Source organism: Paenibacillus sp. FSL H8-0260 (assembly GCF_045040625.1).
Classification (GTDB): domain Bacteria; phylum Bacillota; class Bacilli; order Paenibacillales; family Paenibacillaceae; genus Paenibacillus_AQ; species Paenibacillus_AQ odorifer.
This window is the reverse complement of the sequence record NZ_CP150298.1, coordinates 3,578,680-3,592,548: the sequence shown is the minus strand read 5'-3', so window position 1 is coordinate 3,592,548 and position 13,869 is coordinate 3,578,680. Positions and strand designations below refer to the sequence as shown.

The 13,869-nt window shown below is 45.3% G+C and carries 11 protein-coding genes; 2 read left to right on the top strand and 9 right to left on the bottom strand.

From position 1 onward, the window contains the following. Positions 1-10 precede the first annotated feature (10 nt). The 3 genes from MHI51_RS15950 to nikB are packed head-to-tail and all read right to left on the bottom strand — an operon-like array spanning position 11 to position 2,606. Positions 11-796, bottom strand: a complete 786-nt coding sequence (locus MHI51_RS15950; protein ID WP_405173089.1) for an ABC transporter ATP-binding protein — start codon at positions 794-796, stop codon at positions 11-13. Beyond that, positions 793-1,638: a nickel transporter permease gene (gene nikC / locus MHI51_RS15945; protein ID WP_076184910.1), complete on the bottom strand. Its 846-nt coding sequence runs from the start codon at positions 1,636-1,638 to the stop codon at positions 793-795. Before nikC ends, MHI51_RS15950 begins: the two co-directional genes overlap by 4 nt. Before the next feature lie 23 nt (positions 1,639-1,661). Continuing rightward, positions 1,662-2,606 (bottom strand): nickel ABC transporter permease, encoded by a 945-nt coding sequence (gene nikB, locus MHI51_RS15940; protein WP_256717171.1) that lies wholly within the window; start codon positions 2,604-2,606, stop codon positions 1,662-1,664. A 232-nt stretch (positions 2,607-2,838) separates the two neighbouring features. On the opposite strand from nikB, the gene MHI51_RS15935 reads away from it, so the two are divergent. Then, on the top strand, positions 2,839-3,540 hold the full coding sequence (locus MHI51_RS15935) for a hypothetical protein (RefSeq protein ID WP_076278543.1): 702 nt from the start codon (positions 2,839-2,841) through the stop codon (positions 3,538-3,540). Between the two features lie 137 nt (positions 3,541-3,677). On the opposite strand, the gene MHI51_RS15930 is transcribed toward MHI51_RS15935, so the two are convergent. Continuing rightward, on the bottom strand, positions 3,678-6,974 hold the full coding sequence (locus tag MHI51_RS15930) for a chitinase N-terminal domain-containing protein (protein ID WP_405173088.1): 3,297 nt from the start codon (positions 6,972-6,974) through the stop codon (positions 3,678-3,680). A gap of 167 nt (positions 6,975-7,141) precedes the next feature. Between MHI51_RS15930 and MHI51_RS15925 the strand changes: the two genes are divergently transcribed. Next, positions 7,142-7,345 carry a hypothetical protein gene (locus MHI51_RS15925; protein ID WP_076217685.1) on the top strand — a complete coding sequence of 68 codons (204 nt, stop codon included), beginning with the start codon at positions 7,142-7,144 and terminating at the stop codon, positions 7,343-7,345. Here the strand turns inward: MHI51_RS15925 and MHI51_RS15920 are convergent. The 5 genes from MHI51_RS15920 to MHI51_RS15900 all read right to left on the bottom strand — a co-directional run bounded on the left by MHI51_RS15920 (position 7,325) and on the right by MHI51_RS15900 (position 13,745). Continuing rightward, complete coding sequence (locus MHI51_RS15920) at positions 7,325-9,247, bottom strand: AraC family transcriptional regulator (RefSeq protein WP_405173087.1); 1,923 nt, start codon at positions 9,245-9,247, stop codon at positions 7,325-7,327. The genes MHI51_RS15925 and MHI51_RS15920 overlap by 21 nt on opposite strands. 133 nt (positions 9,248-9,380) lie before the next feature. Next, positions 9,381-10,328, bottom strand: coding sequence for an ABC transporter substrate-binding protein (locus MHI51_RS15915; RefSeq protein WP_076217683.1), 948 nt, complete (start codon positions 10,326-10,328; stop codon positions 9,381-9,383). Between the two features lie 25 nt (positions 10,329-10,353). After that, positions 10,354-11,403 (bottom strand): NAD(P)/FAD-dependent oxidoreductase, encoded by a 1,050-nt coding sequence (locus tag MHI51_RS15910; RefSeq protein ID WP_076217682.1) that lies wholly within the window; start codon positions 11,401-11,403, stop codon positions 10,354-10,356. 25 nt (positions 11,404-11,428) lie between these two features. Beyond that, positions 11,429-12,739, bottom strand: a complete 1,311-nt coding sequence (locus MHI51_RS15905; protein WP_076277346.1) for an NtaA/DmoA family FMN-dependent monooxygenase — start codon at positions 12,737-12,739, stop codon at positions 11,429-11,431. 208 nt (positions 12,740-12,947) lie between these two features. Next, the gene (locus MHI51_RS15900) at positions 12,948-13,745 is read right to left on the bottom strand and encodes an AraC family transcriptional regulator (RefSeq protein WP_256719049.1); all 798 of its coding nucleotides are present in this window, start codon (positions 13,743-13,745) and stop codon (positions 12,948-12,950) included. Between the last annotated feature and the right edge of the window lie 124 nt (positions 13,746-13,869).

The following is a 13,869-nucleotide window of genomic DNA, read 5'->3' as shown; positions in this document are numbered from 1 at the left end:
ATTACCGTTGTTATCTGCACACCATTAAGTATTTAGTATAGGGATGCACGGGATTAGAAAAGAGTTCAAACACATTGCCTGATTCCACAATCTTCCCGGACTTCATCACATATACATAATCTGCAAGCTCCGCAACAACGCCAAGATCATGGGTAATTAATAGAATGCCGACATTGTTCGTCCATCTGATTCGGTCCAGCTCTTTAAGAATCTGGGCTTGAATGGTTACATCCAATGCCGTTGTAGGCTCATCTGCAATTAGCAATTGTGCTCCGGATACCAGGGCGATGGCGATCATTACTCTTTGACACATACCACCGCTAATTTGAAAAGGATATTTATTGAAAAGCAATTTAGGCTCGCTGAGCCCTGCTTGCTCCATCTGCCTCATGGCAAGCAGCTTTGCTTCTTTTCCCGATATACGCTTGTGCAGTTTAATCGTCTCCATGATCTGCCTGCCAATAGTAAGTACCGGATTCAGCGCGTTCATAGGATCTTGAAAGATAACAGCCATTTCTGTTCCCCGAAGCTTCTGTAACTGACGGCTGGAGCACTCACGTAGATTGTTACCCTTAAGCCAGATTTCTCCACTCTCAACTATGCCTGGAGAATCTACTAATCCTAATATGGACATTGCCGTAACACTTTTACCGCTGCCGCTCTCACCTACAAGTGCGACAATCTGCCGGAATTTCACCTCGATACTGACATCATCAACCGCTGTAACTTTATAACTGCCTGTGTGAAAGCAGGTGCGTAAATGACTGACCTTCAGCAGTGGAGACTCTGCCATCATATTCTGGCCCCCCACTTTACTACAGAATTGAAAGCACGCTCTGGTTGTCGCAAGCCTTCTCCCAACAGATTAAAGCCCAGAACCGCCAGCATGATCATCATTCCCGGAAATAGCATCAACCGCGGCTCCGTTTGAATATAGGCACGGCTGTCGTTCAGCATTACTCCCCATTCCGGTGTAGGCGGCTGAGCTCCCAAACCCAGAAAGGACAAACCCGCAATGGAGAGCATAATCGTACCCACTTCCATAGAAGCAAGAACCAGAATAGGCCGGGCTGCGTTCAGCAGAATATGCCTGAAAATAATTTGTAAATGAGAAGTGCCTGACGCTTTGGCCGCTGTAATATATTCACTTTCCTTGATTTGAAGGACCATACTGCGTATCACTCTGGCATACCCCGTCCACCAGACAGCAGCAAATGCGATTAGCAGATTCTTCATACTGGGACCTAGCATGGCTGTAATAGCAAGGGATAGGATTAAGCTGGGAAAGGCAAGCAATATATCTATGATCCGCATAATCAAATGATCGATCTTGCCGCCAGCGTAACCAGCCAGTAAACCAACAGGGATGCTAATCGCAAAAACAACGATCAACACCATAAACGAATCATTCAGGGAGGTTCGGGTCCCATAGATTAATCGGGATAAGACACAACGTCCCAGATGATCCGTACCGAGCGGGTATTGCCAGGAAGGTGTAGCCAGTTTGAGTTCCATGTGAATCTGCAGCGGATCGGAAGGTGAGAGCCATGGGGCAAAGAGTCCAACGGATATGAACAAAAGTACTATGCCCGCTCCTAACCTTGCTCCCTTATTCTTAAATAAGCTAATACGAAATATGACAATCCGCTCCTTCTAAATCGTCACCGCAGCCTGATTCGCGGATCCAGCAGCAGATGTAATAAATCCACTGTCAAGTTAATCAGGACAACGACAACAGCCATCCATAATACGTAACCCTGAATGACAATATAGTCTTTCGCAAAAATCGCCTCAATGGCATACTTACCAATTCCCGGCCAAGAAAATATAGTTTCAACAATAACGGAACCGCCTAATAGCCCCGCTATGTTAACCCCAAGGAGGGTAAGACTCGGAAGAAGCGCATTACGAAGTGCATGCCGAATGATTATTCTCCATTCCTGCAGTCCCTTAGCTCTAGCTGCTGTGATGTAACGCTTGCCCAAAACGTCTAGGAGACTGGAACGAATCAAGCGGATGTAGACTCCTGCCATACCAAATCCTAGTGTGAGGGCAGGTAGAATGACACTGGATACCCCATCCATTCCCATCACAGGAAATAGCTTAAACTTCACCGCACCATAATAAATCAGAAGCAGACTTAGCCAGTATCCTGGCATTGAAACACTGAGCATTGCACATACTCTTCCCAGTCGATCAAGCATTCTACCCGGATATAATGCAGACCCCACTCCTATCGGCAGGGCAATAAGAATAGCGGACAATACGGAACAGGCACTGAGCAGTAAAGTTGCCGGAAAACGACTCATCAGCTCTGTGAACACTGGACGACCGCTGCTGTAAGATAAGCCAAAATCGAGATGGGATACCCGGTTCAACCAGTGAAAATATTGCTTATGTACAGGACCATCCAGACCAAGTGTATGTCTGGTCGCCTCAATAGCTTCCTGCGTAGGTTTGATGCCGTCAGCACGCAGCATGATCTCCGCTGGATCACCTGGTGTTAAATGCATCAGCGCAAAGGTAATGCAAGAGATGCCGAGCAGCACGGGGATGAGCTGCAATAAGCGTTGCAACAAGTATCGATTGATGGCATTCAACTCCAAAATATTAATCGTAATAATTACGATTATAGCATAATCTTTTTAAATTAATAGTCTTAAATTGATTTATTTTATGTAGGACATAAAAAATCAACCCCTATTAAATGAGTTGATCTTTAAACATTTGGTCTCTGCACAGTCGCAACTATTTTTCACAATAATATTGTCAAATCCTTAGGAATCATGTCATTATAAGTAGGTTCATATTAAAAATAACAATAAAGGAAGTGTGTATTTGAGTCGGTTCAATCTAGTCCTCATCTATGTTTTATCCATCATGATAGCTTTTCTTTTAGGAATTTACGTGGCCCCTAGCGTTGAAACACGCTTGAATGGGCAGACTGTGGCAAGTAATCCCGTTATCGAAGAAATACCGCCTAGTACCGCAGATAAAGCTGCTATTGCTGCTGAATCCAACACTACTGGATCCAATCCTATTGAATCAGATCCTACTGAATCTTCACCTTCACCTTCACCTTCCCCGGAAGCCGTTGTCTTGGAAGATATGCCTTCGGACGATGATACTGGACCCGTTGGTGATGACTCTGAAGATCTGTCAGTAGCAGATACCCCATCCGGGCAAGGGATTGGTGCGCCATTAGAATTCAAGTATAGTACGAACTCTGCCGATGCTGTTAAGCTTACTTGGGAAGCTGACAACTTAACTGGAAAAAGGATCAATTATTACACAGCCCACATCAGCACGTTTAATCCAGTAGGCGATCCTTCCAATGATCAGCTGAACGGCAAGAGCAGCTTTTCACTTAAATATGTGGGGCCGGTTGAGCCCAATGATACTTTATTTATTTTCAGTGATTTTACATATCAGAATACAATACATACGATTATTATTGACCAGCTCACACTTCAATATGATGATGGTACTATCGAGACCTTCGACTATGGTTACGAAACTACCGATGATAGCGGCCTATAATCCACATGATTTGCAGCCCTGGTGCGAACCAGGGCTTTTTGCGAGGCACAATTGAACTAATGGTAAAGTAAAAAACGAAGAGCGGCCTGGAATCCGGCGCTCTTCGTTTTTTACTTTTATTGTTACTGTCAGTCTGTTTAGCGGATGACCGTTACCTTGATCGTATCACTGGCAGTCACTCCCGCCGCGTTGACCAGCTCCGCCCGATATTCGTACACACCGGCAGTGCGTCCGCTGATAGTGGTTGCTGCACTTTGTGCCGAAGGCGTATGGGCATTCAGCGGCTGCGAGTCGATGAGCTCCCCGTTCTCATACAGGCGGTATTCTGTAGCGTTAGTCCCCCACCACAGATTCATCGACACCTTATAGGTGCCATCTCCGTCCCAGTTATCTTCGGATAGTATCGGCTTGCCCGGCGCGGAGTCACTTATGGTGACCGTAAGCGGATCGCTCTTGGTCGTACCATATTTGTTGATTAACTCCGCAGTGTAAACATAAGTGCCGTTCACCTTACCATGAAGCTCTGTACTTGCCGTCTGGGCAGCCGGAGATACATCTTTCAGTGTCTTGGAATCAATCAGTGTGCCGTTCTCATAGAGTTTGTAACTCGTGCCGTTATTACCCCACCATAGGTTCATGGTGACTGTATAGTTACCATCACTAAGTCCATTAGCATAGCTGCTGTTGGAGGATAGCACAGCTTGTCCTGGCTTACCAGTCGCAATCACCTGGCCGCCAATAACCTGGAACGTATTGCTCTTTTCAGTCGTATTGCCGGCTGCGTCATGCACGATGTATTTCACGGTGTGGGGGCCGGCGCCTAAATCGGCGGCGCTCAGGGTCTGGCCTTCGGCAATCGGTCTTCCATCTAATAGAAGCTGTTTCGAGGTGACACCTGACAATACATCGTCAGCAGTCAATTCAAAGTAAAGCTGTGCTCCTTCTTCTACATCTCTCACCTCATGACCGGATTCTTTCAGTTCGGCAACCGGTGGAGCCGTATCAATATTAAGGTTCAGCGTCTTTAGATCTTCCACTTTGCCTTTTGCCGGCACAGCATGGTATGTCAATGTATGCCGCCCATCTTCCTTCAGGTCCACAGGTGTACTGTACTCAGCTTCCTTGTTGCCGTTCAGCGAGTAATAAACATTAGCTGTATCTGTATTCGCCTTCAGGGTAACGGTGACCGGCTGGTTAAACCAGCCGGAATCATTAGGCTCGGCAGAAAGCGTCGCCGTTGTTACCGGAGCCCCCTCTTCTGCTGCTGCGGCGAAGTCATCGAGGCTTCTCGGCTTGAGCTGGTAGATGCCTTTAAAAATTGCGGCAACACCTGTAATATTAAGTTTCTGTCCCTCTGTATAAGGGAAGATATCCTTAGTAATGCCTGTCCGGGCATCCACGCGCACATGATTGCTTGTCCCGTCGGTATTGACGGCGTCGAATTCAAAGGAGCCGCTTGGCGTAGCGTTGATAATGTTCGCCACGGTCACACCGTTCAGTTGAACCAATTGGCCTTGGTTGGCATCATTCACCATGCTCGCCGCAATCGGCTGCGGCAGTGTCGCCGTGCCCGTCTTCGCAATTTGCACTGCTTCTGTCAGCTCCAGCTCTGTGTTGTACAATGCGGTGGACGCTGTTACCTTGACCTTATCGCCCACGTGGAAGCCGCTCTGACTCTGAAAGACATAAACCCCACCGGTTCCATCTTGGAGATAGAAGGACTGTCCGCCGAAGATACCCGGCTCAGTCGTCACGGTCCCCTCCACCGTTACCAGTGATCCGGCTGCCTTAGCCCGGGAGTCGCTGATAGAGATTGTAGCCGGAATGGGATCTTCCTCAGCCGGAAGCGGTTCAGCAGGAACATTGCCCAGCGTCACCGATTCAGTCTTGAGGTTTGTACTGTTCTGGCGGAGGCGCAGATTGGATGCAGCTGTGGTGCCCGGCTTGATCTGGATCGTCAGATCCTTATAGGCATGACCGTTCAGATCAGCTGTCAGATTGAATGAGGAGCTATAGCCGTAGCTGCTTGGCCAGGTACCGTCGCTGTTCTGAATCTTGGCGATTTGGGCGCCGCTGCTTACCTGGTAGACACCTACCTGGAAGCCGGATACGCTTGTGCCTGCAGGAAGATTATCTGCACTCACCCGAATCTGAAAATTCTGTGCATTTGGCAGCACAGCCTGGTGCGTGAAGTTATAAACCGCACTTGCAGTGGCTGCCGGTCCGCCGTAGGAGCCTGCTTTGAAGGTGCTGCGATCATACCATTTGTAGCCAGCATTAGGTTGAGCCCAAGGCTCCGGCTGCGGCTCAGTGGACAGCGCCGGCTCCTCGAATGGCAGCAGTGTTGTCGGCTGATCTAGCGTCAGGCCATTCACCTGGGTGAAATCCGTATAGCTCTCCTGCTCGGCGAGCCAGTTCACGGTGTTAACCAGCAGTGTGGCATCGTCCACTTCCTTGAAGCCATCGTAAGTTGTTTTCTTGGCGCCGGTATCTTCGCGCAGGTATTTCGGTGTTGCATCCTCTACAGGAGATGAGTCACCGATGAAGGCTGCCTTGCCGGCGCCTTTTTTAGCAACTGCCACATAGGGACCTTCTGCCACACCGCCGCCGTTATAGACCCCCTGGTCTACGGCATTGGCCCAGGCAGCATTGGTTTGCGGCAGGTAGACGATACCTTTCGCACGGGTTGGGTCTAGAATGGCCAGCGTGGAACCGGCATGCATAGCTACCGCTGATACGCCCGTTGTAATGCCGAAGGCTTGATCGGGAGCTACGACGTTGGTTGCGTTAATGTCGCCAAGCGCATTGTAGCGGAAACGGACACCGAACTCGTCCGCCAGCCAGTCAGAGCTAACCACACCCTGCATGGCTGCAGAAGCGACCTCATCGGCATTCATGCCTTTAGCTGGATTGTCCCACGCTCCACGGCGGTAGCCGTTGAAAGCTTCTGAACCATCCCAGCGGTTTTTGTTGCGGTCGGCGTTATAATGGTCGCCGATGAAGAAAATACTGCCGCCATCCTCCACATATTCCGCCATCGCAAGCTGCTCGCTTGCTTTGTAGGGCACGTTGGATTCGGCGACGATGTAGACATCATAATCGGAAAGATCACTCAAAGTAATTGGAGTCGTCTTGCGGAGTTCTTTAACATAATAGCCTTTCTGGGCAAGGGCATTCCCAAAGTCTGAAAAAGCGCCGTCAATCACCCAATCGGCTGCTCCCGCAGTCTGCTCATGGGTGTTGTCGAACAGGATCTTCTGGCCTGCATGCTCATTGACGACTTTGGCCTCAATGTACGGCGCAGGATCGTTTGGTCCTTCTGCGAATACCGCCGAACCGGCTCCGAACGTGAACAGCTGAAGTGGTACGGCCACCGCCACAGCTAGAGTGCTGTTCATCAGCCTCTTTTTCCAAACTGAATTCTTCTCCTTCATACCCTTCCTCCTCAAGATATAGTCCGGTGAGTAATTACCATAAATACCCACCTGTTAGACATCTACTATCCTATCTCAAAACAATTAAAAAAAAGATAGATTTATGTAAACTGCTGTAAAAATTATACTTTTGGCCTATAAAACGGGTCGAATATAGAAAGGGTATTATGAAAAAAGTCACAGTTGCTGAGGCTTATGATGAAGGATTGGACTATCGGGAGATTAGCAAAAAAAACGAAACGGATAAATGCTCCGTTTCGCTCTCTTCCTATGTCGCCGCTGGCAGTTTCTGCTTGTTGTCCTGGTATCAATATTCCAGAAACATCAGTGGCTTAAGTATGTCTATTAAACTATTTACTAGTGCCAAGTAACAAATTCACAATCGTAACAAGCTGAAGCTCTAATGAAAAAGGATCTTCCATTACGAATTCATCATGATAATTATCACCATACAAATAAACTTTGCCATTTTTCACTGCAGGGATGCCTTTCCATATGTTACTTTCCATTGCTTTATTGGTAGCATCCGCATCGCCATTATAAACAAAAACATAATCACCTAAATATTCTGGAAGCACTTCTAATGAAATCGATTCAAATCCCTCCGCCATATTTTTTGCACTTTCTGTTGGAGGCAGCTGAAGCATATTGTATATAGTGGAAGAACCATAGTTTCCTCCCTTTGCCGCTAAGACGTATACCGCCTTTTGTGAAAACTGAACAATCGAAACGGTTTCCCCTTCCTTGATAACCCCGGCAAGTTTAGACTTTGCTTCAGCTACTTTCTGATCATATTCCGTAATCCATTCTTCTGCTTCTTTTTCTTTTCCGAATATTCTGCTTACACTCCTAAATTTATCAAGCGGCCCTGCTGTTTTTAACCCCTCCCAATAAGGCAGAAAAACAGTGGTCCCAATTTTCTCATATTGTTCTATGTTCTCATCGATCGAACCGATAATTAAGTCCGGATCTAGCATCGTTAATTTTTCCAGATTTAAAGGGAAATCCCCTAAATCCTCAATTTTCTCGATCGTTTCTTTGGGTATGTCCGCTTTTTCCATCCAGCCTTCATCCAGCATAAACGTTCTTGCTCCGATGGGTACAATTCCTAATTTCAATAAATGCCCCATATATTGGTCAGCCGCCACTCTTTTCGGCTCTGCTGGTACTTCCACATCTCCCTTAGGCGTTGATACTATTCGAGTGTTCGTACTTTCTTCTGATGTTGCTTGATTTACGGTTCCATTCCCATTACTTTGTTCCTTCGTAGCAGTACCCGTCCCACTTGAGCAAGCACCTAATAATAGAGAACCGCAAAGCAGTAAAGCAGCCGTCGTCTGAGATTTTGTCATTTTAAACATATGTAATTCCCCTTTTTCCGTATTATGATAATGATTATCATTATTAATATACTGTTGAACGATGGGTTCAAAAATAGAGGATATGGGGAAGTTTAATGGACTTTCAGCAACTTTTGGCCGCAGTGACTCTTTTGTTCTAAAATGTGCAGGGGATACACCTTTTCTTTTCTTGAAAATTCGGCTGAAATAATATACGTCTTTATAACCAACGCTTGCTGATATTTCCCCGACCGAAGCATCTGTTGTCATTAAAAGCTCTGTTGCAAGTTCAAGCCGAAACCGAATTAAGTAATCAATCGGACTCATGCCTGTGTACTCTTTAAACAAGGATGACAAATGATAAGCACTGAAATTAAATACTTCCGCAAGAGAATCTAATGTAATTGGCTCCGCATAGTACTCCTGAATGTAGGTGATTACTTGGACTGCAACACTGGTCTGTTTCACCTCAGTCTCTTTTCTATGTAATTCTTTTAAAACCTGATGAATGAATTGATAAAAAAGTGATTTTACGTTGAGTCTCTCTTCTTGCTCGTTCCATTTTTGATACATCAATTGCATTTTGTTATAAAGTAAAATGGGTGCATCAGGGGAAAAACAATATTGTGATTGGAACAGATCCTCCTCTTGAATCCATGCACGGTAATAAATGATATAGTAAACAAAATTCTTACTTGTCGGAACAATATTAAGTATCGCCCCTTTCCCGCTATGCAGGACTTGAAATCCTGTAAAAGAAAATTCAGAGTGATCTAACTGAACTTGAGCGCTCCCTTGTACCGAAAGTAAAAATATACTGGCAGGAATCTTGTACTTATGAAGAATTTCGCCTTGAACCCTTTCAATATGGCGCACATCCAATAACTTGACCGTCGCTTGGTCCCAAAGCAATATTTCATTGCTTTTGTACATAATGACTACCCCTCCGTTATCTGTCTAATCCTCATCATAAATGATAACCATTATCAATAATAGTCAATATATTTATCTTAATAACAAAAATCCGATTGCCCTAAAAGGTGCAATCGGATTTTTTAATATAAATTTATTGTTCAGACGCCAATTGCAGAAAATGATCTGCAGCCAAACGGACAGCCAGGATACTTGCGCTATTGAGTGAGTTATCAAAGATTAGAACATGATTGTTTTTCACTGCTTCCAGTGAGTTCCACACGTTCGAAGTTTCCTTGTCCTTGATGGCTGCCTTTGCGGTATCCATATCATGCTGGATAATAATATAATCAGGATTCATGCTGTATATCCCTTCCAGAGAAAGGGCTCCTCCCTCTTCAGGATATCCCTTCGGTGGCAACAACCCGAAGCCTACAGTTTGATTGTAGTACATCGTGTTTTTAGAGCCTTGAGCATTAAAATTAGCTTTTCCGTCGACCCGTAGTAAAGCAAAGGTTTTATTCTCAAGACTACTTAGCTGTTCTTTTGTTTTTGCAATCATTTCTTGGGTTTCCTTAATGGCTTGTTCCGCTAATGTCTCTTTACCAACAATTTGAGCACACAGCATCGTCGTTTTTTCCCAGGTATCGGTGTAGTCAATTAAGATGACTGGTGCAATCTTATTCAACTCTTCATAATTGCTATCAACAGAACCCTTGAAGGTTACAATCACATCAGGCTTTGCTTCCATGATCATTTCCAGATTCGCATTGCTGCTGCCCAAATCAATGATTTCAGCAGTTCCAGCGTAAGGCTGTAAAGTAGTAAAATCCTTCATCGCTTCCGCTGCGTTAGTTGATGCGATTGGAGGCGTATCTAGAGCAAAAAAGTAATCTAAATACAAGGGATGCAGAACCGCTATACGCTCAGGTCGTGTCTTGAGCACCACTCCATTGTCGCTGGCATCCGCAATTGTTCTTGGCCATCCTGCTTCTTCGATCTTGCCAACTTCTGGTGTAGGCGTGACTGAAGTTTCGGAACACCCAGCCAGTAATCCTGCTAGTATAATTAAGGATGCAATCCATCCATATAGTCTTTTCATTTGGCTCCCCCTTGAGTTGTTATCATTACTGTCTGTATAAATGCTTCATTAAATCACGGTTTTTCTGCGTGAACAGGTCATTATGTGAAGACACCATCCCGGACGAATTTGCCTCCGGTGTGATGTATTGTTTGGCTTGGTTTACCGCATTGGCAGCATCCTGAAATGCCCCCGCGATCAGGTGCAGTTTCCCATCATGATGTAGAACATCCCCTGCCGCATAAATACCCGGCACGGATGTCCCGCTCATTACTGATCCTGAAATCCGGTGTTCCCACAGATCCATTTTAATTTCACTGTTCACCAGCAGTTCTTTGTCGCGCTCATAACCGTGATTAATGATGACCTCATCGACAGACAGCTCAAATCCCTCTCCGTTGTCATTACTTTTTAGCAGTACAGTCCCTATTCTTTCGTGATCCGGTGTGGCAATCAACTTTTCGATTGAAGTATTTAACAAGCACTCTACGCCATTGTTTGCCAAGCGTGAAATATCGGCTTCATGCCCCTTTAAGTTCTCTTTCCGGTACGTCAGAAATACCTTTTTGGCAATCGGAGCCAGTTCATTCGCCCAGTCAACAGCAGAATGGCCGCCTCCCGATATTAGGATAGTCTTCTCTTTAAAGCGGGCAAGTGACTTCACCGTATAATGCAAATTTGTGATTTCGAATCTTTCGGCACCCTCGATTTCGAGCTTGACCGGCTTCAGAATGCCTCCTCCAATGGCCAATATGACAGTTTTAGTGAAATGCTTCCGGTTTGCGGCCGTGTGTAAAATAAAGTAACCTGCTTCATCTTTCGAGATGGATGTGACCTTTTCATTAAAGGCAACCTCCGGTTGGAAAGTCATCCCTTGACCAACCATTTGTTCAATAAGCTGTGAGCCAAGAATAGGCTGTAAGCCTCCCACGTCCCAGATCATCTTTTCCGGATAGACATGCACCTTGCCGCCAAGCACAGGTTGGAATTCTATAATTTTGGTTTTCATTTCACGGAGTCCGCTATAAAATGCAGCAAATAATCCAGCCGGACCGCCGCCAATAATCGTAACATCAAACAATTCCTCTTCATGCATCGTTCAATCGCCTCATTTCTCTTTTTTAAATCCCTAAATGCTCACGGAAAGTGCTACCCGTATATTCGCTCCGGAATAAGTCTCTTTCAACCAGCTGCGGTACCAACTTCTCAAAAAACAGCTCCATAGATTGTTCCGAACCGCCTGGCAGGGCGATGAAGCCATCTATAGCCCCCGCTTCAAACCGTTCAATAATATCGTTCAGCACATCCCCGACTGTCCCGACAGATACCCAATGTGCAGATCCGACAACCTCCGGCCTGTCCAAGATTTCTTTCACTGTAGGCTGATTTTTAATAATATACCGCCGTAACAACTCAGCATGAGTCCGGCTGCGGACGGCCTGACTGGAATCGGGTAACATATCGGCAGTTACTCGCTTATCTAAGGGATAACCGCTTAAATCAAGACCTAGCACCGATTTGAGCGATGCATGTCTGCGTTCAAGGCTTAAATTCGCATGTGCAGCTTTATGTAATTCAAGTGCTTCTTCGCGCGTATCGGCCAGGAAAAAATATAAGCCCGGCAAAACTTTGATAGCATCCGGATCACGGCCCTGCTCAGCCGCTTTTCTTCTCAGATCATTCCTTAGTTCCACTCCCGATTCGATATCCGGCATTGCGGCAAAAATAGCATCAGCTACAGATGAGGCGAAATTCCGTCCAATATCCGAAGCCCCAGCTTGGAATAGCGGCGGCGTTCCTGACTTGTGAGCAGGCAAAGTAAGCGGCCCTTTTACACTGAAAAATTCCCCGGAATGATTAATGGCAGTCACTTTATCCTTATCCGAAAACATACCTGACTGACGGTCGATAACAATCGCTTCATTCGGAAAACTCTCCCAAAGCTTGCATACAACATCCGTGAACTCCATAGCCTTGGCATATCTCTCTTCCGGTGACGGCATAGGTGAGTCGCTGAAATTATCGGCGCCTTCAATAGAAGTGACAATATTCCAGCCGGCGCGTCCATTGCTCAGCCAGTGTAAGGACTGCAGCTGCCTTGCAACAACATACGGCGGATTAAAAGTAGTGGAAATCGTCGTTACCAGTCCGATCCGCTCGGTTTCACGAGCTATCGATGCAAAAAACAATGCAGGGTCTGGGCTACCGAAATTTGAGGAATCTCCTAACATCTGCGGACTAACATACAGATAATCAGCTCTGAAAAGAAAATCGAGCTTTGAATTCTCCGCCATTTTTGCCAAATCAATATAGTAATCAATAGAATCCATCTTTTCTACTCCGCTATCCGGGTGCCGCCAGCCGTCTCCTTTCATCCAGGTTGCATTTAAGGACAGGCCAATACATAATTGTTTGGGTCTTTTTTCTGTCATATCTACCAGCCTTTCATTTATAAATCAATTTACTGATAATGATTCTCAGTTACAAAGGTGAGTTTATCAAAAATTTAAATAAATTCAAATGTACAAATCTCAAATCCAGCATGCATCATTATTTAATCTAAATAAAAAAAGTCTGCACTTCTGGCTTATCACCAGTAGCTGCAGACGTAGTTCAAGTACAAGAAGCTCATTATGTACATTATTTATAGGCAGAGGGAGAAACACCGAATTTCTTTTTGAATAATCGGCTGAAATATAGTGGATTGTCATAACCGACACGGTCAGCAATCTCGCGGATAGGAAAATTACCTGCTTTGAGTAATTCACAGGCCCGTTCCAAACGATAATTAACAACATAGTCGATGGGTCGTAGTCCCGTATATTTATGAAAGAGGTAAGAGAAGCGGTTGGCACTCATTGCATGCTGTTCCGCTAACTCACCAAGTGTAAGTGAATTCATATAATGAAGTTTAATATACGCAAGGGCTTCGTCTACCATTCTTTGATTCGGAGAACGATCGTTCTCTCTGTAACTGCACGCAATCAGAACCTGGTGCATCAGGCTTAAGAACAACTCCTTGATACGCAGCTTCCCAATTTCTCCGGATGGATGGGCATTCTGATGGAGCATAATTAGTAATTCAATAATTTTTAGATTCGCTCCCGGCTCCAGCTTGAAATGAGAGTCAAATTCGTGAGTACTATTCAATTCTTCCGGCATATCCAATTTATAAAAAAGGGAGTAATACTCGAGCTCAGATTGTCCTATAACCTGCGAATCCATCTGCATGCCCGGAGCAGCATGAAAAACTGATCCTGGCCGTAATTCATATACCGTTCCATTCACACATATTCTGGCTCCCCCGCGAATGATAAATAGAAATCCATGCTTAACGGTGGTGAATTCACTTAATAAGCTTTTGGGCTGGATGACTAAGCGGCTTCTATCTTCTATTTCATAGAAACCTTTAGTAAATGCCTTTGCTAATTTGTCCAAATTTATCAATGCTCTGCACCTGCTTCCTAGCACCATGCTTCTTATAAAAATCAGATCCAATTCTGATATTTATTTAAAACAGTATAGACAATAGTATGCGAAATTGCTAGAAGTGTAGTAGATA